The sequence below is a fragment of the Rhizobium sp. AC44/96 genome (genome assembly GCF_001692185.1).
In the GTDB taxonomy this organism is placed as follows: domain Bacteria; phylum Pseudomonadota; class Alphaproteobacteria; order Rhizobiales; family Rhizobiaceae; genus Rhizobium.
In genome coordinates, this window is the sequence record NZ_LXKO01000025.1 from 385,626 (window position 1) to 411,580 (window position 25,955).

Genomic DNA, 25,955 nt, shown 5'->3' on the forward strand with positions numbered 1-25,955 from the left:
GTTGAAACCCCATTATTAGCTTCGCGAATGCTGTTCAGGTCAAAGAGGCAGGCTCTATGCCGATTTCGGCCGGCGCCACATGACGGTGCGGAAACGGTTGGCGACAAAGGCCGTGTCGGTCAGGCTTGCATTGCCGGCAGGGTTGGCGCCTGTGACATGAAAGTCGCTGAAGGCCGCGCTCTGGTTGACGAAGATTCCGCCGGTCAGATTGACGGACAGGTTCACGCCCGCTGCCGCAAATGAATCGGCGGCCGAAAGGATGCCCGCTTCCTCAGCGCCGTAGTATGCCGCCGTGATTGCGCCCTTCCTGCGGGCGAGATCAGCTGCGCGGGCAACAGCGTCTGCGCCGTCGGAAACAGCCACGACGAAGGTTATCGGGCCGAACCGCTCCTCTTCGTGCGCATCCGTGTGGTCGCCGTCCACCGCCAGTATCAGAGGGGTCGCGGTGCGGGCTTCAGGCAGGCCTTCGATTTCGGCTGAATCGCGGACGATGCGGCCGAGGCGGCGTGCGACCTTGACCCGATCGGCTGTGAGAGGGTTCGCAATGGCTCCGCAGACGCCGGCAGCTCTCGTGGGATCGGCAAGCAATGCGTCCACTGCGGCCGCGATGGCCTGTGCGACCGCTTCGAAGCTCTTGTGTCCCTCATTGGTCTCGATGCCGCCGCGAGGGACATAAATGTTTTGCGGAGCGGTGCACATCTGCCCGCTGTAAAGCGACAGGGAGAAGGCGATGTTGGCGCACATGCCGGCAAAATCGTCGGTGGCGGCGATCACGATCGAGTTGACGCCGGCTTCCTCGGTGTAGACCTGGGCGTCGCCAGCGTGCTTTCGAACCCAGTCACCGAAGCTGTTCGAACCGGTGTAGTCGATGATTTCTACGGCCCTGTCGCTGACGAGATCGCGCGTGATTTCAGCGCCGGGCGCGTCGGCGGCGAGAAGCACGGCATCAGCGGGCAAGCCCTGTTCCGCCAGAACTTTTCGGGCGATGGACACGGTGATCGCAAGCGGCAGGATCGCGCCCGGATGCGGTTTGACAATGACGGTATTGCCGGTCGCAAGGCTGGCGAACAGGCCGGGATAGCTGTTCCAGGTCGGGAATGTCTGGCAGCCGATCACCAGCGACACACCGCGCGGCACGATCCGCCAATGCTTTTCGAGAACGATCGGATCTGCCTTGCCCTGTGGCTTGGTCCAGGTCGCTTGTGCCGGTGTGCGGGTCATCTCCGCCCAGGCGTAGGCGACAGCTTCCAAGCCGCGATCCTGGGCGTGCGGGCCACCGGCCTGAAACGCCATGGCAAAAGCCTGGCCGGTCGTGTGCATGACGGCGTTCGCCATCTCAAAGCTGATGCGATTGAGGCGCGCAAGAATTTCAAGGCAGATGCCGACACGCACCTCAGGCGTTGCCGCCGTCCATGCGGGCGCAGCCGCCTGCGAAGCCGCGATCAGTGTCTTGGCGTCCGCTGCGGGATAGGTGATGTCAAGCGCGGCCCCGAAGGGCGATACTTCGGCGCCAACGGCCGTTGTTGCCGGGTGCCCTGGCAAGGCAAAAGCCTTTCCCAGATGAGCGCGATAGGATGCCAGGCCGTCGTCCTTGGCGGTTTCGCCGTAGATCTTGCCGCTTGGAACTTCCGGATAAGCCGACCAATAGCCGCGATCCTGCGCCGCCTTCAGGGCTGCGGCAAGTGTCGGTTGGTGCCGGTCAAACAAAGCATCCATCATATCTTCCTCTCATGCTCTGCGTTTATAATTGACTGACCGGTCGGTTTATGCAAGGATTTTTTCATGAACCGCCGAACGGATCATGGCGGAACAGGAGGAATCATGCCCGAATCCGACACCGTCCTGTCGGCGCTTGCCGATGGCGTATTGCGTTTGACTCTCAACCGCCCCGACAAACTCAATGCCTTCAATGAAGAGATGCACCTGGCATTGCGCGCCGGTTTCGAGCGCGCCCATGAGGACAGATCCGTCCGCGCCGTCCTGCTGACAGGCGCCGGTCGTGGTTTCTCGGCGGGGCAGGATCTTGGCGATCGTGACCCTCGCAAGGGAGGGGGCGCACCCGATCTCGGACACACGATCGAGACCTTCTACAATCCGCTCGTGCGCCTGATCAGAAGTCTTGAGAAGCCGGTTGTCTGCGCCGTGAACGGCGTCGCAGCCGGGGCGGGCGCCAACATTGCCTTTGCCTGCGACATCACGCTTGCGGCCCGGTCTGCGCGGTTCATCCAGGCTTTCGCAAAGATTGGTCTGGTACCCGATTCCGGAGGAACCTGGAGCCTTCCGCGCCTGCTTGGTGAGGCTCGCGCCAAGGCGCTCGCGCTGACCGCCGAGCCGCTCGACGCCGAGACGGCGGCGAACTGGGGGCTGATCTGGAAAGCCGTCGATGACGCGACATTGCTCGATGAGGCGGGAGCGCTGGCGGCAAAGCTCGCCGCGGGTCCGACGAAGGGCCTGGGCATGACGAAGCAAGCCATGCAGGCGGCCGCCACCAATTCGTTGGACCAGCAACTGGACCTAGAGCGCGACCTGCAACGTGAGGCCGGCCGCAGCGGCGACTATGCCGAAGGCGTCACGGCCTTTCTGGAAAAACGCAAGCCGGAGTTCAGGGGACAATGATGCAGGCAAGTCTGACGGCGCAGGAGCTTGCCGACGCCTGTGCCGACTCCATGTGGCGCGAGGACAATGCCTCCCGTCATCTCGGCATGGCGATCGAGCGCGTTGCGCCAGGCGTCGCCGTGGTGTCTATGCTCATCAAGCCCGAAATGACCAACGGTCACGGCACATGCCATGGCGGCTATATCTTCACACTTGCGGACTCGGCCTTTGCCTTTGCCTGCAACAGCTACAATCAGCGCGCGGTCGCCCAGCATTGTTCGATCACCTACATTGCTCCGGCCTTTGCCGGTGACCGGCTGACAGCCACCGCACGCGAGGTTTCGCGACGCGGGCGCGGCGCCATCTACGACATCAACATCATCAATCAGAACGGGGAGCATGTGGCCGAATTCCGTGGCCATTCGCGCACCGTCAAGGGCACGCATCTGCCGGATCAGGCGTAAGCCGCCGGAACTTATCTCGGAGGAGACAGACATGGAAGACCTTTCACCCCGCCCCGGCGATCTCGAGGCCATCGAGACCGCGTCGCGTGATGAGATCGCGGGACTTCAGCTTGGCCGAATGAAGTGGCGCTGAATCACGCATATCAGAACTCGGCCTTTTACCGGGCGCGCTTTGACGAAGCGGGCGTCCATCCCTCCGATCTGAAATCACTCTCCGATCTCGCGAAGTTTCCGTTCACAACGAAGAAGGACCTGCGCGATACCTATCCGTTCGGGATGTTTGCCGTCCCGCGGGAGAAGCTGACCCGTATTCACGGCTCGTCGGGTACGACGGGCAAGCCGACGGTTGTGGGCTATACCCAAAAGGATATCGATACCTGGGCGGATATGGTGGCCCGCTCGATCCGTGCGGCCGGCGGCCGCCGTGGCGACATGGTGCATGTGGCCTACGGTTACGGCCTTTTCACGGGCGGGCTCGGAGCGCACTACGGTGCCGAACGTCTCGGCTGTACGGTCGTTCCGATGTCAGGCGGCATGACCGAGCGTCAGGTCACGCTGATGCAGGATTTCAAGCCGCGCGTCATCATGGTGACGCCGTCCTACATGCTGTCGATCCTCGATGAATTCCGCCGCCAGGGCATAGATCCGCGTGAAAGCTCGCTCGCCGTCGGCATCTTCGGCGCCGAACCCTGGACCAATGCGATGCGCCAGGAAATCGAGCAGTCCTTCGACATGCATGCGGTCGATATCTACGGCCTTTCGGAAGTCATGGGGCCGGGGGTTGCCAGCGAGTGTGTCGAGACCAAGGATGGCCTGCACATCTGGGAGGATCATTTTTATCCTGAAGTGATCGATCCTGTTACTGGCGAGGTTCTGCCCGATGGTGAAATGGGCGAGCTTGTCTTCACGACATTGACCAAGGAAGGTCTGCCGATCATTCGCTACCGCACGCGCGACCTGACCAGGCTTCTGCCAGGCACGGCGCGCTCGATGCGCCGCATCGAGAAGATTACCGGCCGATCGGACGACATGATGATCTTGCGTGGCGTCAACGTCTTCCCGACCCAGATCGAGGAGCAGATCCTCAAGTGTCAGGGCTTGGCACCGCACTTCCAGATCGAGCTCAGCCGCAGCGGTCGGATGGATGCGATGACTGTGCATGTCGAGTGCACCGCTGATGCCGCGGACGAAAATGCCCGTGCATCGTCGGCCAAGGCTCTTGCCCACTACATCAAAAGCATCGTTGGTGTTACCACGAAGATCGAGATTCGCGACCCGGGCGGCATTGCCCGATCCGAAGGCAAGGCTAAGCGGGTTGTGGACAACCGACCGAAGGAATGACTGATGTCGCTTCCCGCAGCGGCGTCGCGGCGGGAAGCGGACACGGAAGCCTCGCAAGAGGTTTTCGGAGTGGGGGGCGCGGAGGACGAACAGGAACGCAGGATCAGTATGGCAAGAACACGCGCGATCGATTTTGAAGAAAAGCAACGCAGCATCTTGAGTAGCGCAGCTGCCGTCTTCGCTGAAATGGGGATGGAAAAGGCGTCGATGGCGCACATCGCCTCGCGCAGCAATGTGTCTAAGGCACTGCTCTACCACTACTATCCGGGCAAGGACGCCCTTATCTTCGATATCATCCGTAACCATCTCGAAGAGCTGGAGGCAGGCGTCGCCGCGGCCGATCGTCCCGATCTGAAGCCGGAAGAAAGACTTCGCCTTCTGGTGCGGCAGGTTCTTGAAAACTACCGTGGAGCCGACAACGAGCACCAGGTCCAGCTCAACGGCACGAGCGCCCTGTCGCCTGAACAGCTCGATGAGCTCAGGGCGATCGAACGGCGGATCGTCAAGCGGTTCTCCAACACGATCAATGACATCAACCCAGACCTCAACAAGGACCGGCCGCTCTTGACGCCGGTGACCATGTCGCTCTTCGGCATGATGAACTGGGTCTACATGTGGTTCCGCCCCGGCGGTCCGATCAGCCGCGACGAATATGCGGATATTGCAACGACTTTGATCCTCGAGGGCGTCAAGGCCGTTCGCTGAACGGCCTCATTCGTCAAACTTCAGCCGCTCAAGGATCAGTGGATCATATTCCGGTGCGACGATGCGCCGGCGGTCTGCTTCCTGCTCGGTCAGCGGTTCGACTGCCTGCAGCTTGTCTTTCGCTTCGAGCGCCAGTCGCTGGTAGACGCCGGTTCCCTGACGTTTCCAGGCGATTTCCTTTTCGCTGAGTTCGCGAATGACGCGGGCCGGCGACCCAACGGCGAGGCTATTGGGCGGGATCTCGGCACCCGCCTTGACGAACGCCATGGCGGCTACGATCGAGTTCTCGCCGATGACCGCCTCATCCATGATAACCGCGTTCATGCCGACCATGGCGTTGCGGCCGATACGGCAACCGTGCAGCACGGCGCCGTGGCCGATATGGCCGTCCTGGCCAATCACCACTTCGACATTCGGGAAGCTGTGGACGACGCAGGTTTCCTGCACGTTCGACCCGCGCTCCATGACGATGCGGCCGAAGTCGCCGCGGAGCACTGCACACGGCCCGACATAGCAGCCGGGACCCACGATCACGTCACCGATCACCACGGCGTCCGGATGAACAAAGGCCGCCTTGTCGATGACCGGCACGATGCCGTCATAGGAATAGACCTGCGCCATCGTTCTAACTCCGGGTTTTGGCGACCATGGTGAGGACGTCGTACTGGGCAACGGTCGCGGCGTTCTGGTTGGTGACACGGCAATCCCAGCGGACCTCGCCATGCTCGGCGCCGATACGGGGGTTGATTTCCTTGCAGGTGAGATGCACCTGAAGCGTATCGCCCGGGTTGACCGGCGTCAGGAAGCGCAGATTGTCGACGCCGTAGTTGGCAAGCACCGGGCCCGGTGCCGGATCGACGAACAGCCCCGCTGCAAACGAAACGATCAGATAGCCATGCGCAACGCGCCCGTCGAAGAAGGGATTGGCCTTGGCTGCTTCCTCGTCCATGTGGGCGTAGAAGGTGTCGCCGGTGAAGTTGGCGAAGTGTTCGATATCATCAAGTGTGACCGTGCGCGTAGCGGTGACGAGTTGGTCGCCGATCCGAAGCTCCGCCAGCGACTTGCGGAACGGATGCTCGCCGTCCCGGCGCACGTCGGCGTCCGCGACCCAGCGACCGGTCACGGCTGACAGAAGGGTCGGCGATCCCTGCACCGCGGTGCGCTGCATGTAATGCTTGACGCCGCGCAGGCCGCCAAGTTCCTCGCCGCCGCCGGCACGACCCGGGCCGCCGTGCACGAGACCGGGCAGGGGCGAGCCGTGGCCGGTGGAGGTCTTGGCGCTGGTGCGGTTGCCGATCAGGACGCGGCCGTGGAACGGCGCCATGCCGAGCACCACCTCTTCGGCAAAGGCCGGGTCGTTGGTAAAGACCGAGGAGACAAGGCTACCCTTGCCGCGACGGGCAAGATCGACCGCCTCTTCGGCACTATCGTACGGCATGACGGTGCTGACAGGACCGAAGGCCTCGACGTCATGGATCGCCCTGGCTTCCCACGGCTTGTCGCAATAAAGCAGGACAGGATTGAGGAAAGCCCCTGCCTGCGCATCGCCGGAGACGACACGCGGATTGTCGGGATCGCCGGCGACGATCTTGGCATCGGCTGCGAGTTCGCGGATACGGGCACGGACTTCCTCGCGCTGGTCGAGGCTTGCAAGCGGACCCATGCGAACCCCTTCATCGGCCGGATTGCCGAGGGTGGTCTTTCCGAGGTGATGGCCGAGCGCAGAGACGAGCGCGTCGCAATAGGCGCGCGGCGCGATGACACGGCGGATCGCCGTGCACTTCTGCCCGGCCTTCGTCGTCATTTCACGCGCCACTTCCTTGACGAAGAGGTCGAATTCCTCGGTCCCGGGTGCCGCGTCGAGGCCAAGCACCGAGGCATTGAGGCTGTCGGCCTCCATGGTGAAACGAACGGAGTTCGCGATGATGGCGGGATGCGTCTTCAGCTTGCGGCCGGTCCAGGCCGACCCGGTGAAGGTGACGACGTCCTGGCCGTCGACGTGGTCGAGCAGGTCGCCGACGGACCCGCAGATAAGCTGCACCGCGCCCTCCGGCAGGAGCCCGGTTTCGACCATGCGGCGCACGACGAGTTCGGTCAGATAAGCCGTCTGGCTGGCCGGCTTGACGATCGCCGGCATGCCGGCAAGCAGCGTCGGGGCAAGCTTTTCGAGCATGCCCCAGACCGGGAAGTTAAATGCGTTGATGTGAACGGCCACGCCCTGCAGCGGCGTGAGGATATGGCGCGCCGAAAACGTTCCGTCACGCGACAGGGTTTCGACATCGCCGTCAACAAGGACGCGGGTGTTCGGCAGTTCGCGCCGGCCCTTCGAGGCATAGGAGAGGAGCGTGCCGATGCCGCCATCGATATCGACCCAGCTGTCGGCCTTCGTCGCGCCTGTTGCAGACGAGAGCGCGTAGAACTCTTCCTTCTTGTCCATCAGCGCCTGGCCGAGCGCCTTCAACATGGCGGCGCGTTCGTGGAAGGACATCCGCCGCAGCGCCGGGCCGGCCTTTTCACGGCCATAGGCAAGCGCGCCGGCAAAATCGATGCCGCTTGAATCAATCATGGCGACCGGGCTGCCGGTGGAGGCATCGAGAAGCGTCACGCCATCCTTCTTGCCGGGATGCCAGCTTCCGTAGACATAGCTTTCGAGCCGGCGCGCTCCGTTTGCCACAATGTTCATCGTCATTTCCTTCCTGATCAGTTCAGGTTCAACGCAGCGAGCTGCTTGTCGGTCGCGGCCCGCCATTCGGAGAGCAGCGCTTCATTGGGTGTGTGGCGAAGGCCGAAGCGCGCCAGCGTGTCATAGCGCGTCGACCCCGAGAGGCCGAAGCTCGCAGCGACGCGCGGCTTCCAGTAGTCGATTGCATCCTGTGCCGCGCGGGGGCCGGCTTCGGTCTGCGCGATGGCCTTGAGGCCTTCGATGCCGAGTTCGGTATGGTGGGTCTCGCGCGGCAGGATGCCTCGAAACACCTCGGCCAGCGGCTGATAGGAGACGTGCGTCAGCTCCCGCAGCTGGATGGCACCGGCCATGCCCATGAGAACATTCATGACCACGGCATCCACCCAACCTTGAAGCGGGTAGTGGAACACGGACAGGCGCATGTCGGCGCCTTGCCGTACCGCGCCGATATCGGCTTCGCGGGCGATTCGTGCGTCCCAGGGATGGTGGACGGCATAGCGGTCGGTATCGGCTCCGAAGGTGCCCATGATCTCCAGAACCCGGCCGGCGTGATCGGTCTTCTCGAGCACGATGCGGGCGGAGGCGATGCGCTCCTTGATACCGGGCGCATCGTTGATCGTATCGGCAAAGCCCGCGGCACCCGCAAGCTCGCTGTCTACAAAGCTTGCCATCAGCCGCAGCAGCTCGCCGCGATAGCGCGGCGAGGCGTTGGCGGGCGACGTCAGCAGGCCCCCCTTGAGGAGATATTCTTCGATCGGCATCGTATCGGTCATCGCTGTTCCTCCCTCCGTCCTTGTCGGCTACTGGTCGTAGCTAACGACAACCCGGTCGCTCAGCGGATAGCACTGGCAGGTGAGCACGTAGCCCTGGCGGACCTCGTAGTCCTCCAGCGCATGGTTGACCTCCATCTCGGTCTCGCCTTCGATAACCTTGGCGCGACAGGTGGAGCAGACGCCCGCCTTGCAGGCATAGGGCGCGTCGATGTTGTTTTCGAGCGCGGCTTCGAGCAGGCTCTGGCCGTGCTTCGGCATCTTGAAGATGCGGGTTGCGCCATCGAGCGTAACGGTCGCCTCACAGGCGGCGGCCTTGTCCGCAGCAACAGCGCTCTCGGCCTTGCGGCGCGCGCGCCCGGGCTGCGAGGAGGCAAAAAGCTCGAACTTGATCCGCTCTTCCGCCATGCCGTGATCGCGAAGCGCTGCAGCGATCGTCAGCATCAGCGGCTCCGGGCCGCAGATGAAGGCGGTATCGACCGACTTCAGATCGATCCAGTGCCGGAACAGGCTTGTGCATTTTTCGGCGTCGATGCGACCGGTAAACAGGTCGATGTCCTGCGCTTCGCTTTCCAGTATGTGCAAGATCGACAGGCGACCGAGATAGGTGTTCTTCAGGTCGTCCAGCTCGTCGCGGAACATGATCGAGCTGATCTGACGGTTGGCATAGACCAGCGTGAAGCGGGCATGCGGTTCGCGGGCAAGGGTCGTCTTGATGATCGACAGCACCGGCGTAATCCCACTGCCGGCCGCAAAGCCGAGATAGGTCTTCGAGACCTCGGGTTCGATCGCCGTGAAGAACGCGCCCATCGGCGGCATCGCTTCCAGCATGTCGCCGATTTTCAGTTCCTCGTTGGCCCAGGTCGAGAAGCAGCCGCCATCGACGCGCTTGATCCCGACGCGCAGCACACCTTCATCCCGCCCGGCGCAGATCGAATAGGAGCGGCGCAATTCCTCGCCATCGAACTTGCGGCGGAAGGTCAGGTACTGGCCCTGCGTGAAATCGAACGCGTTGCGGTCTTCGTCTTGCGGGGCAAGCGTGACGACCACGGCATCGCGCGTTTCGCGCCTGACGTCGGTGACCTGAAGGGAATGGAAACGTGCCATATTGCGAACCTCACTAGGCAAAGGGTCAGATGCACTTGAAATAATCGAAGGGTTCCAGACAGTCGGTGCAGCGATAGCTCGCCTTGCAGGGCGTTGAGCCGAACTGGCTGATCTTCTCGGTATTCGTCGATCCGCAGCGCGGACATTCAATCGTCAGGTTGGACCGCCCCGAGAGGCGGTCGACGCGTTGGCGCAGCAGGCCGTCGACGGCGGTGCCGTCCACTGGTGGCGCAATGCCATAGGCCTTGAGCTTTTCGCGGCCCTCGGCGCTGATCCAGTCGGTCGTCCAGGCCGGCGAGAGCTGCCGCTCGAGCCGCATTTTCTCAATGCCCTTGGCTGCGAGCGCGCTCTCGATATCGAGATTGATGATCGCGGTCGCCGGACAGCCGGAATAGGTCGGTGTCACGGTTACGATCAGCGTCTCGCCGTCCCAGCCGACGTTCCTGATAATGCCGAGATCGACCAGCGAGATCACGGGGATCTCCGGGTCGGGCACTTCGGCGAGCCACCGCCAGACATCGGCGGTCGACGGCAATGTCGCGGTCGTCATAACCGCCTCCCTTGGTTACCAGGTCGCGCCGGGATAGGCGCGCTGGAGGAATTGCAGATCGGCAAGGATGAAGCCCATGTGCTCGGTATGGACGCCGCGCTTGCCACCCTTGTGCATGTAGCCGTCGGCGGGCTTCTTCAGCGTCGCCTCAGAGAGCGTTTCGCCAACCAGTTCGTCCCAGTCGGCTTTCAGGCTCTGGGGCTGAGGTGCGATCCCGCCTTCAGCGAGTGCGGCGTCGGCTGCGTCGCCGGCGAAGAGTTCACCGGTATAGGGCCACAGGTCGTCCAGCGCCTCCTGCATGCGGCGATGGCTTTCGGCCGTGCCGTCACCCAGACGGATGACCAGATCGCGGCTGCGATCGAGATGGTATGCGACTTCCTTGGATGCCTTCTCCGCGATGTCGGCGATGCGCTTGTCGGTCGAGCCGAGTAGTGCCTTGAGCATCAGGAAATGCCATGCATCGAACAGGAACTGGCGCATCAGCGTCTTGCCAAAGTCGCCGTTCGGACGTTCGACGAGCAGGACGTTGCGGAATTCGGTCGCGTCGCGCAGATAGGCGAGGTTGTCGGCCGTGCGTCCATTGCCCTCGACTTCGCCGGCAAGACCGAGCCAGAGTTGCGTCTGGCCGATGAGATCAAGGGCGGTGTTGGAGAGCGCAATATCCTCTTCCAGTGCCGGCGAATGCCCGCACCATTCGGATACGCGATGGCCGAGGATCAGCGTATTGTCGCCGATGCGCTTCAGGAATTCGAACAGAGCCGTCTGGTCGACGGTCGAGGCAGCGGTCGCGCTCATCACATATGCCCCACTTCCTCAGGCACGTCGAAGAAGGTCGGGTGGCGGTAGACCTTGGAATTCGACGGGTCGAACAGCGGGCCCTTGTCGGATGGCGCGCTGGCAGTGATGTCGCTGGAGCGCACCACCCAGATGCTGACGCCTTCGTTGCGGCGCGTATAGACATCGCGGGCATTGTTGACGGCCATTTCGGCGTCGGGCGCATGCAGGCTGCCGACGTGGCGATGGTTCAGGCCGTGCTGGCCGCGGATGAAAACTTCCCAAAGGGGCCATTCGCTGGACATGGACATTTCTCCCTGGCTTGCGTTCCTCTGGGCTTGCTGTCCGGGAACGCATCGTGTTTCGGCTGTTCGGGCCAAGCCCGGCGTCAGTTGTTACTCGGCGGCGATCCGTGCTGCGGCGCGGCGCGATTGTGCCTTTTCGGCATGCGCGACGAGGCCGTCGCGGAACCACGCGCCGTCGTTCCATGCCTTCTGCCTTGCGCTGAGACGCTCGGCATTGCACGGGCCGTTGCCGGCGATCACGGCGAAGAATTCGGTCCAGTCAGGCTCGCCGAAATCGTAGCCACCCTTTTCCTCGTTCCACTTGAGATCTGGATCCGGAACGGTGAGGCCGAGATATTCGGCCTGCGGCACGGTCTGGTCGACGAACTTCTGCCGGAGCTCGTCATTCGAGTTCTGCTTGATCTTCCAGGCCATGGACTGGGCCGAGTGGACCGACGCGTCGTCCGAAGGGCCGAACATCATCAGGGACGGCCACCACCAGCGGTTCAGCGCATCCTGCACCATGGCCTTTTGCGCCGGCGTGCCCTTCACCATTTTCATCAGGATGTCGAAGCCCTGACGCTGATGGAAGCTCTCTTCCTTGCAGATGCGGACCATGGCGCGGGCGTAAGGCCCGTACGAACAGCGCTGCAGCGGCACCTGGTTCATGATCGCGGCACCATCCACCAGCCAGCCGACGGCGCCGATGTCGGCCCAGCTCAGCGTCGGATAGTTGAAGATCGATGAGTATTTCGCCTTGCCGCTGTGAAGCTGCTCGTACATTTCGTCACGGCTGATGCCGAGCGTTTCGGCGGCGCAATAGAGGTAGAGCCCGTGTCCGGCCTCGTCCTGAACCTTGGCGAGCAGGATCGCCTTGCGCTCGAGGGTCGGCGCGCGGGTGATCCAGTTTCCTTCCGGCAGCTGGCCGACGATTTCGGAATGCGCGTGCTGGCTGATCTGGCGCATCAGCGTCTTGCGATAGCCTTCGGGCATCCATTCCTTCGGCTCGATCTTCTGGCCGGCATCGACACGTTCCTGGAAGGCGCGCTCGATCGGGTCCATCTCGTCGAGCGTCTTGACGCGGGCGCTGTCGGTTTTGACCATCTGTGCATACATGGTTTCGTCTCCTTTGCCGTCGCGCGTCAGACGCGCTCGAGAATGATTGCGATGCCCTGACCGACGCCTATGCACATGGTGCAAAGCGCGTAGCGACCGCGCTGGCGATGCAGCTGATAGGCGGCGGTCGTCACCAGCCGGGCGCCGCTCATGCCGAGCGGATGACCCATCGCGATCGCGCCGCCATTCGGATTGACGTGGGGTGCATCGTCGGGCAGGTCGAGATCGCGCAGAACGGCGAGCGCCTGGGCCGCGAAGGCTTCGTTGAGCTCGATGACGTCCATCTGGCCGATGGAAAGTCCGGCGCGCTCCAAAACCCGCCTTGCGGCCGGGGCCGGGCCGATGCCCATGATACGAGGTTCGACGCCGGCTGCGGCCATGGCGACGATGCGCGCCTTCGGTGTCAGACCTTGTGCCTTCGCCGTCGCTTCGCTGGCGATCACCAGGGCGGCTGCTCCATCGTTGACGCCAGATGCATTGCCGGCCGTGACGCTGAGATCCGGGCCGTTGACGCCCTTGAGCTTGGCCAACTGCTCAGCCGTGGTGCCGGGGCGCGGATGCTCGTCGCGATCAACGACGATCGGGTCACCTTTCTTCTGCGGGACGCGTACGTCGACCAGCTCCTCGGCAAAAACGCCGGCTTCCTGAGCGGCTGCCCAGCGGGCTTGGCTGCGGGCCGCAAACGCGTCCTGATCGGCGCGGCTGATATTGAAATCGGCGGCGACGTTGTCGGCGGTCTGCGGCATGGAGTCGACGCCAAAGGCGGACTTCAGCTTCGGATTGACAAAGCGCCAGCCGATGGTCGTGTCATAGATCGCATTGGTGCGGGAAAAGGCGCTGTCCGCTTTCGGCATGACGAAGGGTGCGCGGCTCATGCTTTCGACGCCGCCGGCAATCACCATGTCGCAGTCGCCAGCGCGGATCGCACGCGCCGCCATGCCGACGGCGTCCATGCCGGAGCCGCAGAGGCGATTGATCGTGGTGGCAGAAATGGTGGTTGGCATGCCGGAGAGCAGCACGGCCATGCGCCCCACGTTTCGATTGTCCTCGCCGGCCTGGTTTGCGCAGCCATAGATCAGGTCGTCGACCTTGCTCCAGTCGGTGGTGGGATTGCGTTGCATCAAGGCGACGAGCGGAATGGCCGCCAGGTCGTCGGCGCGTACGGTGGCAAGTGCGCCGCCATAGCGACCAATCGGAGTGCGAACGGCGTCACAGATAAATGCTTCTGACATGCGCCAATTCCTCCTGCTGCGCAAAGCCGGCCCGACCTCAATTGATTAACCGACCGATCGGTCATGTATTAGCATGGGATATGTCACAAGGCAATGCGATTTTTTATAATTTCTGTGATATTTGGTGGTGCTAATCAAGGTTAGCACAAATGCCGAGCGACCGGTTCACAAACTGTAGGACGCGGCTTTAGAGCACTTCGCGCGCAAGCATCGCGAGGCGAAGATCGGTCGCTCGGGTCAGCGGCGCGAATGGTCCAGACGCCGTGACGAAGCTTCGCGTCACATATTCATCTGCGTGCGGCGAAAGCTGCTGGTAGAGGCGGGCGAAGAGCTGTCGCGCCGTTTTCCCCGGCCAGTCGGCGGGCAGTGCAAGCGCCGGCAGACGAGGGTCGTGCAGCAAGACGCTACGGAAACGGTGGATCAGTAGCAGTCGCACGGTGAGCGCTGTTTTCGGCGCAAGGGCCTGGGCGTCTGCGTGATCTGCGATCGGCATGAACTGAGCGATGAAAGCGCGATAGGCGCTGGCATGGCGGTCAAGATCCCAGTGTTCGGCCGCAAAATCCTGCAGTGCCGGGGCGTCCTGCGCGGCGTCTGCCTTGAACACGAGCGTGGCGGGTATGGCCAGGAGACGTGTTGGTCCCACTGCCAAGCGAGCGCCGATCCGCGCGTATCCGGCGCGATCGAGCGCCAGCATCGTGTCCTCGGGCGCTGCTCCGGTGACATGCACGAACTGCCAGCTGTTGTCCTGTTGTTCGCCGAACAAGACGCGGGCGGCTGCCGCAAATTCGTCACCAGCGGACGGCGACAGGCGATAATAGCTGCGGCGGCCTTCACGCTCGCCGGAAAGCTGCCCGGAGGCGACTAGCCGCGAGACGGCTGTTCGAACCAGTGTCTCGCTGATGCCGACCTCGGCGCAGGTCTCGATCAGGTTTCCGATCCATGCCACGCCGCCACGCGGCTCGACGACGTCGCCGTAGATCGTTACGATAAAACCTGCCGCCTTCAGCGGCGATTGAACAAGGATCTGCTCGACAAATGCGGCTATCGTTTCGTCAGCACGGGTGACTGCTGCCATCGGTCGGCTTCTCCATTCGGCTGCCCAAGCGTTCAGCTATCACATTTTGGCCGCGCGCGGCAGTCACTGCTGCTGCCCGCGCGCTCCGGGTGCGGGGGAGATCTCTCTGATTGGATCAGGAAATCGCGCAGGAAACGTCGCCCGCCGGCTCAGGTGGATCGTCCTGACGCCCAGCTGTGCCAGTCGTCGCCGCTGCCGTGGAACACGTTGAGGTCAATGCGTCCCTCGACGCCGTGCGACAGGCCCGAGCCCGAATATTGCCAGAAGAGCCACTTCCGTCCGCGGTAGATCTTGGACGGATGGGCTGCCACCGAGCGTAGCCAGAAGGGATAGTCGAGCAGCTCGCCCTGCAGGTTGTCGCGATAAAAGTCCGGTGCGGTGTAGATGATCGGACGCTGGCCGTAGTGCCTTTCCAGCTTGTCCATGAACACCTGCATCTTTTCCAGCACCCGTTCAGGCGACGGGCGGTTCTTGCAGCTGGACTCGCCGTTCCATTCGACGTCGATGACAGGCGGCAGCGCGTCGGGATCCCTCGGAACGTTGCGGATGAACCAGTCGGCTTGCTCCCCGGCGGTTCGGCACCAGTAGAAGAAGTGATAGGCCCCGCGCTTCAGGCCGGCTTCCTTGGCTTTGCGCCAGTTCGTCTTGAACATCGGGTCCAAGTGATCGCCGCCGTCAGTCGCCTTGATGTAGGCGAAGTTCGCCCCCTGCGTCCGCAGCTTTACCCAATCGATGTCACCCTGCCAGCGCGAGACGTCGACGCCATGCACGGCGAGATTCCGTGGCGAGGCGGAACCGAAGTTGATGGGCTTGGCGTCGCGAAAGCGGTGGCTGTAGATCTGCATTCTGTTGGCACGGGGTGTCGGGTTAGCAGGCATGGGGGCCGCTGCCACCGGTCTTTCGTTCGGCATTGGAACGTCCGGCGTCTGCATCACCGGCGCGAACTGTGGCGCGTTCGGAACCGGACCGGCCCATGCCAGTTCTTCTTGCGGCGGCGCAGCCTGTGCGACAGGCGCTCCAACATTGGCTGCGGGAACAGGCGCAGGCGGAAGCGTGATTGAACTTGTCGTTTCCCGAGACGGGGCGCGCGCCAGGACGCTTTCTGAATCGAGGCTGGAGCTGCAGCCCGACAAAGCAAGGCAGGTGAGGAGGATTGCTGGCACACCTGATAGACGCATAGATACTCACACGCACAACTGGCGACGACAAAAAACGCAGTCGTCGGGATTCAGAAACTGCGCCAGTCTGACACGAAATGCTGAATCCAATCTTTACCGTGTGAAGAGTTCGCTTCGTCTGAGGTGTTTTGCGTCGGTTAGGCTGCGAGGTGATTTCCGCGCGAGGAGTGATGTCGGGTCGAAAGGTCAGATGACCACCGCGCAGGGAAATGAGCGCGCAGCAAAACCCAGACCGTCGCTGGGCGATGGCGGATCGCTAGGATGAAATGAGGAGGAAACCGGCCTAGTGGCGCGCGGTGTTCTTCTTTGCCATGGACAGAATGTAGTCATCAGCAATGTCGGCGACTGCCATGGCGATTTCCGCGGAGGAGAATTCGACGAGCTCCTCGCCAAAGATGATCCGGTGAACGGCCTCCTCAATCTTCTGCCTGCAGGCATAGAGGCGGTCGGCATGATCGATTTGTATAGAAGGCAATTCCATAACAGTCGTAACTCCGGTCCATCGATGATTTGATTTTGGCCAGGCGGCATGCTCGTCTCGTGACGGCAAGGAGGTCGCGATATCATGCGCGCCTGCAACTGCCCCGGCCAACCTCAAGGCGTCACGGACGCCTCGAGCATTGACGATCGGACTATAGTCCGTAAGAGCGGACGTGACCCGTGAAATCGATGTGACACCAGATAAGGTTGCATTCCGGATTTCTGCACCTAGATAGACCGGGAACTGCATCGTCGAATTTTTATAGCGCGCGATGCAGAAGATCTTCAAGATCGCGATGGCGATGTCGGCCGGTTTGCAACGGGATCGCATGAGAGAGGTGCAGAGATCCAATGAACCCATCGGAACGTATCGATCAGCTGATCGCGGAGATCCCGGACTGGCGCGGCAAGACGTTCGCTGCCATTCGCAAAACCATCCTTGCGGCGGACAGCGAGATTGTCGAGGACTGGAAATGGATGGGCAGCCCGGTCTGGTATTGCGACGGAATGATTGCGGTGGCCAACGCGCACAAGGGGAAGGTCAAGCTTACGTTTCTCCACGGCGCGAGCCTCGCGGATCCCAAAAACCTGTTCAACGCCGGTCTGGAAGGCAATGCGAGGCGGGCGATCGATTTCTTCGAGGGTGATCAGGTTGATGGGGCGGGTTTGACGAATCTCATTCGCGCTGCCATCGATCTCAATCGAGGCAAGTTGAAGAAGAAGGCACCCGCCAAGAGCCGGGCAAAAGCGGAAAAAACCGCGGACTGACGCCTCGGAAGAATTTTACTCTTGGTTGCATTTTTTTAGAAATGCATCATGATGTACCATAAATAATGATGGAGGCGCGCCATGAAGGCGAAATCTGCGAATGCGATAGACGCCTATGTCGGTGAGCGTGTCCGGGCCCGGCGCAAGAGCCTTGGTATCAGCCAGGGTGTTTTGGCGGAATCGCTGGGGATCACCTTTCAGCAGATCCAGAAATACGAGAAGGGGACCAACCGCATTGGCGCAGGGAGACTCCAGCGTATAGCGGAGATCCTTGGCGTACCTGTTGGTTTCTTTTTCGAGGGCGATGGAGCGCCGTCGCCTGATATCAAGACCGAAACCGATGAGATCGCGCTGTTCCTGGCCTCGAAGGAAGGTCTGGCACTCAGCAGGGCCTTCATCGCGATCGAGGATGCGAATGTCCGCCAGAAGCTGCTCGCACTCACCAGAAGCCTGGGGTCTCTGGGGGCTGCCGCGGTCGATCGGGAGACCGCCGAGCCGGTGAAGGCAATTCTTGGGTAAGGGCTATGCCGCGAAATCGGCTGCGCTGCGGGCGAGGCGACATCGCCGTCCAGCCTCGATGACGAGGCCTTCCGACCTCGGCAATTCCGTCATGGGACCGAACCGAGGTTCATCGTTGACGCCATCATGGTCCGATCGATCCGTCCCGCCATCGGAAACGCTATCGCGCGTAGGACCAATCCTGGCTGATTTCGGTATCACCCGCGTAGCACGCCACACCGGCCTTGATTGCCTTGGCATCCCGGTCTGGTGTGCCTACACACCCAATGCGCGATCGATCGCGATCGCTCAGGGCAAGGGGATCAGTGACCAGGACGCCAGGGCCTCGGCAGTGATGGAAGCCCTGGAGCGGGCGGTCGCCGGCGATCCCACCGTCACCCCAGTTCGCAGCAGCGCGCTCAGCCTTGGGGAAGCAGGCCAAACCGTCGAAACACTCGATTGCCTGATCGGCCTGAACCAGGCCGATATCGATCCGGGCGAGGAAATCGCATGGGTTTGCGGCAAGGAGTTGCTCACGGGGACAGACATTTTCGTTCCCTTTGACGCCATACTTCTTGATCGAACCCGAGCGTCGCGTTTCTGGATGTCCTCGGATGGGCTGGCTTCGGGCAACACCATGGATGAAGCGGTGCTTCATGGCGTGCTCGAGCGCATAGAGCGCGATGCCCATGTCCTTTGGCAGATAGAAAGTGATGCGGCGCGCGGAGCGCGTTGTGTTGACCCACGCGGCCTGAATGACGCGGTGATCGATGAACTGGTCGCAAAGATCGAGACGGCTGGCCTTGATCTCAGGCTTTTCGACATGACGAGCGACATTCCGGTGCCGTGCTTTACAGCGATCCTGGCGTCTTGTGGCGCTCACCGTGACGAGAATGCCCGCTTCGTCGAGGCAACGGGAGGCAGTGGCTGCCATCCGTCACCCGCACGAGCCGCCATTCGGGCGATCACCGAAGCCGCCCAATCCCGGCTGACCTACATCAGCGGCGCACGTGACGATGTCAGCCCGGAAACCTTCCACAAGCCCCTGCCGGCAGCAACGCGTCGTGCGCTTCAGGCGGTTCCACGTCCTCCTGTCGTCACGGCGCCGGGGGTGCTGACAAGCGTTTCCGGTGTCTCTCAGTTGCTGGGCGCGACGCTCGCCACCCTGAGGGAATGCAATGTCGGCCTCGTCATCGCGGTGCAACTCAGTGATCCCACGCTTCCGTTCTGCGTGACCAAAGTGTTCATGCCTTCGCTTGAAAATCCGGAGGGGAGCCGCGCGCGCCGTTTCGGCGAGCGGGCGATATCAAAGGCACTCGCGTCATGAAGGTCATTTTCGTAGGCCCAAGCCTTCCGGATGCCGCTTCCGTTGCCGGAGACGGCATCATCATTCGACCGCCAGCCGTACAAGGCGACGTTGCCGCAGCACTGCGAGACGGCGCAAGCGTTATCGGTATCGTCGACGGCGGCTTTGAATATACCGCGCCCGTTTGGCACAAGGAGATCCTGCTTGCTCTGTCGCAGAACGTTCCGGTCTATGGTGCATCGAGCATGGGCGCGTTGCGGGCAGCCGAATGCCGTGCCTTCGGCATGATCGGTGTGGGTCGAATATTCGAGGAGTACATGTGTGGGGCGACCGTCGACGATGCCGATGTCGCGCTTTTGCACGCGCCGGCCGAGTTCGGCTGGAAGCCGCTGACCGTGCCGCTGGTGAATGTCAGGGCGACACTCGACCGGTTGGAGGCGCAAGGGGCGCTAGCACGTGACACACGGTTGGTGATCGAGACGGCGGCGGCGCAGATCTTTTTCAAGGAGAGGACGTGGCGTTCGGTCGTCGACGGTTACGGGTTGACCGAGGTTTCGGAGCGCAAGGAGATGCATTCGATGCTGGTTTCGAACGCGGTTGACCAGAAGCGGATTGATGCCCTAGCTCTTCTGGAGGCTGTGCGCGCGGCAGCGCCGGGGGCCTTGCGTCATGAAATGTCGTGGCAAATTGCCGAGACGTCTTTCTTTTCACGACATTAAAGGCAGTCTTGCTCGTGAAAATCACTCTGTGGTTGTGTCACGCGGTTTTCACGGGCGGCTTGCCACAATTGGCCTATGCTTCTCTCCGATCTGCGGAGAAATGACATGAGCATATCCTTTGAAGGCAAGTTGGCCGAAGCTGGCCTAAACGAACGTTCCGACGAGGACCTGGATGAACTTGCCGCGCTTGCGCGGCTGATCTCCTTTGCGCGCTATGCCGCCCAGGACATCAATCTTGCGAGCGCCGTGGATTGCCTCGATCTGGCCTTGCACGCCGTCAAGCGGGAACTCGGTGACGTTCCCTACGAGGGGCTGAGCGACCCGATCGGCTACGCAGGCGTGAGCAGCCACTAATCTTGTGGCGTAGTCTTCGTCCCGGGACGTCAGCCCAATCGCTTGGAATAGACGCATAGCGCACTTGATTGCCGGTAGCCGTTGGCCTGGTAATAGTGCGCGGCGCCGCCTGCCTGGCGGGACACAAGCCACAAATGCACATAGCCGAAATGGCTGGCCTCCTTCTCGAGGCTGAGCAAGAGCCTGGAGCCGATGCCTTGGCGCTGGTGCTGGGGTAGTATCGCGACTTCGGCGATCTGCAGGCCGCGGCCAATGGCCGAGGTGTGCGGCAGGCCGAAGGCAAAGCCGATGATCTCTTCTTCCTTGAACGCGGCTATCGCTATGCAGCCGGGCGTGTTCATCAGTTCATCGAGGCGCGATGCAGCCTTTTGAAGCGACCAGTCTTCGTCCCATGGCGGCTCGGCATAGGCTTTTACTATGATACTCGCACCTTGCCGAGCCTCGGCCTGGGATACTCTTCTAACGTCGATTAGCATGCACACCTGCTGTCTATACGATGAGGCTCCCGTTGCCGGAACACTGGCCACCCGGACCCGCATATCGGCCGACAACGTACGATCAAAACGAGACGCCTCCGCGTCATGCTGCGCCTCGCTCAAAACCGGAAGAGGTGCATTGGCAACAGATAAGCACGGGCGAGGCCAATGATGTTGTGACTTCGCCGTGACACTCGCGTGGCGGGAACCCGGTGGAGCTTCACAATGATTTGGGTTGCAGGAGGCAGCCCGGCATCGGCTTGCTGCCGTGGTCGCGGATCAGAAAATGCTGTCGCGCCGTGATTCCAAAATGGCATCGGCTTCGTCAGCGCTCATCTGCAGGACGTTCCGTCCAAGCTCGAAACCAAAGCCGTTGCGCGCGAATGCGGCCATTTCCTTGGCCCTTCGCTTGTCGTCCGCCTCGACCCGGCGATAGGGGCCGAACGCTCGCTTGCGTGCGAAGACGATTGCTGCAAAGAGGTCGTCGGTTGCCTGAAGAGCGGACGCAGCCGTCTCGCGATCAATGCCTTTCAACGACAGCCGCTGGGCGATGGTCCTGTGCGACTTGCCGCCGCGTACGCCGGCGCGCGTGCTGATTTCGGCGTAGGCGACATCGTTCAGCGCTCCGAGATCGCGAGCGAATTTCACTGCAAACTCGGCGACCGCCTGTGCCTGTGCAGCGCTGATGTCGTCGAATTTCTGCGTGGCCTTTTTCCTGATCGCGTCGAACAATTGTTTCTCCGTCATCATCTGGCGCCCGAGGCGATAGACGGCGGAGTTTTTCGACCAGCTGAGCATGCGGGCGGTTGGGATGTCGGATTGGGTTTCGTCGTCGGTCATCATCAGCAGCAGGCATACCCCATCAGCCGCCATTTCGCTAATGCCGGCATTCGCTCTGGCCATGCAGGGATCCAGGATCGGGACCCTTGTTGTATACGAGAAACCACGCTAATCGTGTGCCGGATCTCTTCAAAGCGTGGTTCAGACCCCTATGTCCTCCAATTCCGACCGTGTGGAAATTGCCCACCGTACCCTCCGTCAGGCAATTATCGAGCAGGCGTTGAAGGCCGGCACGAAGCTGCCCGAGGATGAGATCGGCCGGCATTTTTCCATGAGCCGGACGCTGGTGCGTGCCGTGCTGGCGAAGCTTCAAGCGCAGGGCCTTGTCGATACCTATCACAAGCGGACGGCGACGGTCGCGCAGCCCAGCCTTGAGGAGGCGCATGATGCCTTCGCTGTTCGCCGGGCTCTGGAGCGTGAAGTCATCAAGAGCATCATCAAGCGCTGGAACCCATCCATCGAAAAGGGCTTGCAGGAGCACGTGAAGGAGGAAGAGGCGGCGCATGCCAAGGGCGACGTGCGCCTGTCGACGCGCCTTGCCGGCGAATTCCATCTGAAGCTCGCCGAGCTTTCCGGCAACACGCTTCTGGAGCGCTATCTGTCTGAGCTCGTTTCCCGCTGTTCGTTGATTTTGGCGATGTATAGCCGCCCACACTCCAGCGAATGCGCCATCAGCGAGCATTCTGCCCTGATCGCTGCCTTGCGTTCGGGTGATGTTGCCGTGGCCGAGCAGCTCATGGATGAACATCTGTCGTCGGTCGAGAGCCGGGCGCTGTTTGATGAAGAGGCTCCTGTCGAGCCGGATCTGGGGTCCATCCTGTCGCGCTATGCCGACAGGGCGCACGGCTGACCTGCCGCTTTTTCCATCAAGTATACAGTTTTCTGCATTTTTTGTAGACGTCTACGTGGCGCCTAACGGGCATGTCTCCGCGTTGTGGATTCGGCCAAGAGCGGCGCTTTGCATTTTTTGACCAATGTTTTCAGTTGGATAACTGAGCGTATCGGCTTGAATTGAAATCAGCGATACATTGTGGCATTCGTATTGCATACATGATTACCAGTATCATGTAGCCAAGATTGTGCCCATGTCATCGCAGACTGCCTCATCAGAATATCGTTTGGAGCTTCGCGGTATCCGCAAGGTCTACCCGGCGGTTGTCGCCAATGACGGAATCGATCTTGCCGTTGCGCCCGGCGAGATCCACGCCGTCGTGGGAGAGAACGGGGCCGGCAAATCCACATTGATGAAGATCATCGACGGGATGGTGCGGCCTGACGCGGGCGAGATGCTGTGGAACGGCCGCGAGGTCACGATTGCTTCGCCGGCGGATGCGCAGCGGCTCGGCATCGGCATGGTGTTCCAGCATTTTGCACTGTTCGACACGCTGACCGTTGCCGAAAACATTGCGCTGGCGATGCCCAACAAGCCACGGCTGGACGCGCTCTCACGCGACATCAGTTTGGTCGCGGCGCGCTATGGTCTGCCGGTCGATCCCGGTCGCCACATCTACACGATGTCGGTGGGGGAGCGTCAGCGGGTGGAGATCATTCGCGCCCTGTTGCAGAACCCTCAATTGCTGATCCTTGACGAACCGACCTCGGTGCTGACCCCGCAGGCGGTCGAAACCCTTTTCGTGACGTTGCGGCAGATAGCCGATGACGGCTGCAGTATTCTTTACATCAGCCACAAGCTGAACGAGATCCAGGCGCTCTGCCACAGGGCGACCATCCTGCGCGGCGGACGGGTGACTGGAACCTGTGACCCGAGGCTCGAAAGCCCGGCCTCCATGGCGCGTATGATGACGGGAAGCGATCTGCCGGCCTATCGCGAACGCTCGGCTGTCGACGAGGCCGGTCGTATCCGCCTTTCGGTGTCGGGTCTCGACTTGTCCACGGATGACCCCTTCGGTACGACGCTGCGGGACATCAGCCTGGCGGTTCGTGGTGGTGAGATTCTTGGTATCGCTGGCGTCTCGGGCAATGGTCAAGCCGAACTGCTGGCCGCGCTTTCGGGCGAGACCCAGCTCTCGACTAGGGAAGCCATCACGCTGGACGGCCAGCCGATCGGAAATCTCGATCCCTTTGTGCGGCGATCGCTCGGGCTTTGCTCGGTTCCGGAAGATCGGCTCAAGCAGGGCTCGGTGCCGTCGCTGGCACTTTCGGACAATGCACTTCTGACGGCCAATCGCCGCGGCTCTGTGCAGCTCGGCCTGATCAGGTTCGATCGCGTCACGGCGTTTGCCGAGCGCTGCATCAAGGCGTTCGACGTGCGGTGCGGCAGCCCGAGGGCGGCCGCCGGTAGCCTGTCGGGCGGTAACCTGCAGAAGTTCATCATCGGCCGCGAGATCCTGCAGGATCCCTCGGTGCTCATCGTTTCCCAGCCGACATGGGGTGTGGATGTCGGTGCAGCCATGGTGATCCGCCAGGCTCTGCTCGACTTGCGCGACAAGGGGGCGGCGATCGTCGTCATTTCCGAAGAACTCGACGAGTTGTTCGAGATCGCCGACCGGATCGCGGTGATCGCGGGTGGACGATTGAGCCAGGCAGTGCCGCGAGATGCCGCCAACCGCGACGACATAGGGATCGCAATGGCCGGGGATGCCGGCCGGCAGGAGACAGCGCATGCGCATTGAGCCCCGCCTGAAACCCTCCAAGCTGATGGTCTGGCTATCGCCGGTGCTCTCGCTCCTGCTGACGGCGGTTGTCGCCATGATGTTGTTCGCCTCTGCGGGACACAACCCGCTCGAGGCACTTGTCACCTTTCTGACCGCGCCGCTGGTCGATCTCTACGGCCTGGGAGAACTTCTGATCAAGGCAGCGCCTCTCGTGCTGATCGGCATTGGGCTGGCAATCGGCTTCCGCGCCGGCATCTGGAATGTCGGTGCCGAGGGACAGCTGACAGTAGGCGTAATCTTTTCCGGTTATGTCGCACTCCACTACGGCCCTGCAGGTGGAGGTTGGATACTTCCGGCGATGATCGTCGCCGGCGCCATCGGCGGCATGGTCTGGGCGGCCATCCCCGCGTTTCTCAGGGTCAAATTCAACGCCAGCGAGATCCTCGTCAGCCTCATGTTGAACTACGTGGCGGGCCTCTGGCTGTCGTGGCTGGTCTTCGGCGCGTGGCGCGATCCGGCGGGCTTCAATTTCCCGCAGTCAGAGCCGCTCGCGCCGGACGCCCTGTTTCCCGTCCTGCTCGAGGGGACGCGTGCCAATGCGAGCGTTCTCTTCGCCCTGGTCGCCGTTGCCGTCGGCTGGGTCTTCATGAGCCGCAGCTTTGCCGGGTTCCAGCTGAAGGTCACCGGATTGTCGGAAGGCGCAGCGCGTTATGCCGGCTTCAGCGTCAATCGTGCCGTCTGGCTCGGGCTGCTCGTCAGTGGGGCGGTTGCAGGCATAGCCGGTGTTGGAGAAATAGCCGGCCCGCTGGGGCAGATCTTTCCGACTGCCTCGCCAGGGTACGGTTACGCCGCCATCATCGTCGCCTTCCTGGGGCGGCTGAACCCGATCGGCATCCTGCTTTCAGGACTGCTGATGGCGTTGCTCTATCTCGCAGGTGACTTGGCGCAGATGTCGCTCGGCATGCCGTCCTCGATCACGGGTCTGCTGCAAAGCACGCTGCTGTTCTTCATCCTGACCACGGATGTCCTCGTCCAATATCGCATTCGTCTGCGTACCCGCGCCGGGCAAGGAGCATCGGCATGATCAGTCAATTTCTCCCGATCCTCGTCGCGACCCTGATTGCCGGTACGCCGCTGGTTTACGCTGCGCTCGGCGAACTCGTCGTCGAGCGCGCCGGTGTCCTCAACATGGGCGTCGAAGGCATGATGGTCATCGGCGCGGTTCTTGCCTTCATGGTGATGATGGCAACCGGCAACCTGTTCCTGGCGATCGTCGCGGCCATGCTGGGAGCGATGCTGCTGGCGCTGATGTTCGTCGTGCTGGCCGTCAGCTTCAGGGCCAATCAGGTGGCGGTCGGTCTTGTACTCACCATTTTTGGCACCAGTCTCGGCTCCTACCTCGGCAAATCCTATATCGGCATGGCGATCGTCATCGAACCATCGCAGCTATCGGCGCTGGCCGGAAAGATCCCTCTGATCGGTAACGTCCTCGGCCAGCTGCATCCGCTGGTCTGGCTGTCGTGGGCGCTCTTTGCCGGTGTCTGGTATTTCCTGCATCGCAGCCGCGCCGGTCTGATCCTGCGGGCGGTTGGCGAGGCGCCGACATCAGCCCATGCCCTCGGCTACCCGGTCAACGGCATCCGTTATGTCGCCACGCTGTTCGGCGGCGCGACAGCAGGCATCGCTGGGGCCTACATCTCGATCATCTACACCTCGCTCTGGACCGAGGGCCTGATTGCCGGGCGCGGCTGGATCGCGGTTGCGCTGGTGGTGTTTGCAACGTGGCGACCGGTGCGCTGCTTCCTCGGCGCTTACCTCTTCGGTGGCGCCACCATTGCGCAGCTCTTCGCGCAAAGCGCAGGCGTGGGCCTGCCGTCGGAGCTCATGTCGGCACTCCCTTACATCGTGACCATCGTGGTGCTCGTCCTGATCTCGCGAAACGCAGCCCTGATGCGCCTCAACATTCCGGCGTCGCTTGGAAAGCCCTTCACGGCCGACGGCTGACTTTTTCAACCAAGAATGAAA

The 25,955-nt window shown here is 62.0% G+C and carries 27 protein-coding genes and 1 pseudogene; 13 read left to right on the forward strand and 15 right to left on the reverse strand.

Translation table 11 applies throughout. The features are described from left to right. Positions 1-54: 54 nt before the first annotated feature. Positions 55-1,716, reverse strand: coding sequence for a phenylacetic acid degradation protein PaaN (paaN, locus tag A6U87_RS19260; RefSeq protein WP_065692885.1), 1,662 nt, complete (start codon positions 1,714-1,716; stop codon positions 55-57). Positions 1,717-1,821: 105 nt separating this feature from the next. Between paaN and paaG the strand changes: the two genes are divergently transcribed. The 4 genes and pseudogenes from paaG to A6U87_RS19280 all read left to right on the forward strand — a co-directional run bounded on the left by paaG (position 1,822) and on the right by A6U87_RS19280 (position 5,105). Next, complete coding sequence (gene paaG / locus A6U87_RS19265) at positions 1,822-2,616, forward strand: 2-(1,2-epoxy-1,2-dihydrophenyl)acetyl-CoA isomerase PaaG (RefSeq protein ID WP_065692886.1); 795 nt, start codon at positions 1,822-1,824, stop codon at positions 2,614-2,616. Further along, positions 2,613-3,059, forward strand: coding sequence for a hydroxyphenylacetyl-CoA thioesterase PaaI (gene paaI / locus A6U87_RS19270; RefSeq protein WP_065692887.1), 447 nt, complete (start codon positions 2,613-2,615; stop codon positions 3,057-3,059). Before paaG ends, paaI begins: the two co-directional genes overlap by 4 nt. Positions 3,060-3,090: 31 nt before the next feature. Continuing rightward, positions 3,091-4,400: pseudogene (gene paaK, locus A6U87_RS19275) on the forward strand (phenylacetate--CoA ligase PaaK). A 108-nt stretch (positions 4,401-4,508) separates the two neighbouring features. Then, complete coding sequence (locus A6U87_RS19280) at positions 4,509-5,105, forward strand: TetR/AcrR family transcriptional regulator (protein ID WP_065693002.1); 597 nt, start codon at positions 4,509-4,511, stop codon at positions 5,103-5,105. Positions 5,106-5,111: 6 nt separating this feature from the next. Here the strand turns inward: A6U87_RS19280 and A6U87_RS19285 are convergent, their stop codons facing one another. From A6U87_RS19285 to A6U87_RS30490, 12 genes are all read right to left on the reverse strand, one after another. Then, a complete protein-coding gene (locus tag A6U87_RS19285) occupies positions 5,112-5,726 on the reverse strand; it encodes a transferase hexapeptide repeat family protein (RefSeq protein ID WP_065692888.1) in 615 nt (204 codons plus the stop codon). 4 nt (positions 5,727-5,730) lie between these two features. Then, on the reverse strand, positions 5,731-7,788 hold the full coding sequence (gene paaZ / locus A6U87_RS19290; RefSeq protein WP_065692889.1) for a phenylacetic acid degradation bifunctional protein PaaZ: 2,058 nt from the start codon (positions 7,786-7,788) through the stop codon (positions 5,731-5,733). A gap of 17 nt (positions 7,789-7,805) precedes the next feature. Then, positions 7,806-8,561 (reverse strand): Phenylacetic acid catabolic protein, encoded by a 756-nt coding sequence (locus A6U87_RS19295; RefSeq protein WP_065692890.1) that lies wholly within the window; start codon positions 8,559-8,561, stop codon positions 7,806-7,808. 27 nt (positions 8,562-8,588) lie between these two features. After that, positions 8,589-9,665, reverse strand: a complete 1,077-nt coding sequence (gene paaE, locus A6U87_RS19300) for a 1,2-phenylacetyl-CoA epoxidase subunit PaaE (RefSeq protein WP_065692891.1) — start codon at positions 9,663-9,665, stop codon at positions 8,589-8,591. Positions 9,666-9,690: 25 nt separating this feature from the next. Then, positions 9,691-10,215, reverse strand: a complete 525-nt coding sequence (gene paaD / locus A6U87_RS19305; RefSeq protein ID WP_065692892.1) for a 1,2-phenylacetyl-CoA epoxidase subunit PaaD — start codon at positions 10,213-10,215, stop codon at positions 9,691-9,693. Positions 10,216-10,230: 15 nt separating this feature from the next. Next, entirely contained in the window at positions 10,231-11,010 is a 780-nt protein-coding gene (gene paaC, locus A6U87_RS19310) for a 1,2-phenylacetyl-CoA epoxidase subunit PaaC (RefSeq protein ID WP_065692893.1), read from the reverse strand. Continuing rightward, a complete protein-coding gene (paaB, locus tag A6U87_RS19315) occupies positions 11,010-11,294 on the reverse strand; it encodes a 1,2-phenylacetyl-CoA epoxidase subunit PaaB (protein WP_018856780.1) in 285 nt (94 codons plus the stop codon). Before paaB ends, paaC begins: the two co-directional genes overlap by 1 nt. Before the next feature lie 90 nt (positions 11,295-11,384). After that, positions 11,385-12,389, reverse strand: a complete 1,005-nt coding sequence (gene paaA / locus A6U87_RS19320) for a 1,2-phenylacetyl-CoA epoxidase subunit PaaA (RefSeq protein ID WP_065692894.1) — start codon at positions 12,387-12,389, stop codon at positions 11,385-11,387. 26 nt (positions 12,390-12,415) lie between these two features. Continuing rightward, complete coding sequence (gene pcaF / locus A6U87_RS19325; RefSeq protein ID WP_065692895.1) at positions 12,416-13,621, reverse strand: 3-oxoadipyl-CoA thiolase; 1,206 nt, start codon at positions 13,619-13,621, stop codon at positions 12,416-12,418. A 187-nt stretch (positions 13,622-13,808) separates the two neighbouring features. Continuing rightward, positions 13,809-14,696 carry a PaaX family transcriptional regulator C-terminal domain-containing protein gene (locus tag A6U87_RS19330; protein ID WP_065692896.1) on the reverse strand — a complete coding sequence of 296 codons (888 nt, stop codon included), beginning with the start codon at positions 14,694-14,696 and terminating at the stop codon, positions 13,809-13,811. A gap of 149 nt (positions 14,697-14,845) precedes the next feature. Further along, positions 14,846-15,874, reverse strand: a complete 1,029-nt coding sequence (locus tag A6U87_RS19335; RefSeq protein WP_065692897.1) for a GH25 family lysozyme — start codon at positions 15,872-15,874, stop codon at positions 14,846-14,848. Positions 15,875-16,157: 283 nt separating this feature from the next. Then, on the reverse strand, positions 16,158-16,715 hold the full coding sequence (locus A6U87_RS30490; RefSeq protein ID WP_244499533.1) for a hypothetical protein: 558 nt from the start codon (positions 16,713-16,715) through the stop codon (positions 16,158-16,160). Between A6U87_RS30490 and A6U87_RS19345 the strand changes: the two genes are divergently transcribed. From A6U87_RS19345 to A6U87_RS19365, 5 genes are all read left to right on the forward strand, one after another. After that, positions 16,706-17,122, forward strand: a complete 417-nt coding sequence (locus A6U87_RS19345; protein ID WP_065692898.1) for a DUF1801 domain-containing protein — start codon at positions 16,706-16,708, stop codon at positions 17,120-17,122. The genes A6U87_RS30490 and A6U87_RS19345 overlap by 10 nt on opposite strands. Before the next feature lie 81 nt (positions 17,123-17,203). Then, positions 17,204-17,641 carry a helix-turn-helix domain-containing protein gene (locus A6U87_RS19350; RefSeq protein ID WP_065692899.1) on the forward strand — a complete coding sequence of 146 codons (438 nt, stop codon included), beginning with the start codon at positions 17,204-17,206 and terminating at the stop codon, positions 17,639-17,641. Between the two features lie 91 nt (positions 17,642-17,732). Further along, complete coding sequence (locus A6U87_RS19355; protein ID WP_065693004.1) at positions 17,733-18,947, forward strand: YcaO-like family protein; 1,215 nt, start codon at positions 17,733-17,735, stop codon at positions 18,945-18,947. After that, positions 18,944-19,645: a TfuA-like protein gene (locus A6U87_RS19360; protein WP_065692900.1), complete on the forward strand. Its 702-nt coding sequence runs from the start codon at positions 18,944-18,946 to the stop codon at positions 19,643-19,645. Before A6U87_RS19355 ends, A6U87_RS19360 begins: the two co-directional genes overlap by 4 nt. A gap of 105 nt (positions 19,646-19,750) precedes the next feature. After that, on the forward strand, positions 19,751-19,999 hold the full coding sequence (locus A6U87_RS19365; protein WP_065692901.1) for a hypothetical protein: 249 nt from the start codon (positions 19,751-19,753) through the stop codon (positions 19,997-19,999). A 29-nt stretch (positions 20,000-20,028) separates the two neighbouring features. Here A6U87_RS19365 and A6U87_RS19370 read toward each other — a convergent pair whose 3' ends face one another. Both A6U87_RS19370 and recX read right to left on the reverse strand, forming a co-directional pair. Continuing rightward, entirely contained in the window at positions 20,029-20,475 is a 447-nt protein-coding gene (locus tag A6U87_RS19370; RefSeq protein WP_065692902.1) for a GNAT family N-acetyltransferase, read from the reverse strand. 279 nt (positions 20,476-20,754) lie between these two features. Beyond that, positions 20,755-21,315, reverse strand: a complete 561-nt coding sequence (recX, locus tag A6U87_RS19375) for a recombination regulator RecX (RefSeq protein WP_065693005.1) — start codon at positions 21,313-21,315, stop codon at positions 20,755-20,757. 136 nt (positions 21,316-21,451) lie between these two features. Between recX and A6U87_RS19380 the strand changes: the two genes are divergently transcribed. From A6U87_RS19380 to A6U87_RS19395, 4 genes are all read left to right on the forward strand, one after another. Then, complete coding sequence (locus tag A6U87_RS19380) at positions 21,452-22,165, forward strand: GntR family transcriptional regulator (RefSeq protein WP_244499534.1); 714 nt, start codon at positions 21,452-21,454, stop codon at positions 22,163-22,165. A 235-nt stretch (positions 22,166-22,400) separates the two neighbouring features. Next, a complete protein-coding gene (locus A6U87_RS19385) occupies positions 22,401-23,948 on the forward strand; it encodes an ABC transporter ATP-binding protein (RefSeq protein WP_065692904.1) in 1,548 nt (515 codons plus the stop codon). Further along, positions 23,938-25,014, forward strand: coding sequence for an ABC transporter permease (locus A6U87_RS19390; RefSeq protein ID WP_083199567.1), 1,077 nt, complete (start codon positions 23,938-23,940; stop codon positions 25,012-25,014). Before A6U87_RS19385 ends, A6U87_RS19390 begins: the two co-directional genes overlap by 11 nt. Further along, a complete protein-coding gene (locus A6U87_RS19395) occupies positions 25,011-25,934 on the forward strand; it encodes an ABC transporter permease (protein ID WP_065692906.1) in 924 nt (307 codons plus the stop codon). Before A6U87_RS19390 ends, A6U87_RS19395 begins: the two co-directional genes overlap by 4 nt. Positions 25,935-25,955 lie beyond the last annotated feature (21 nt).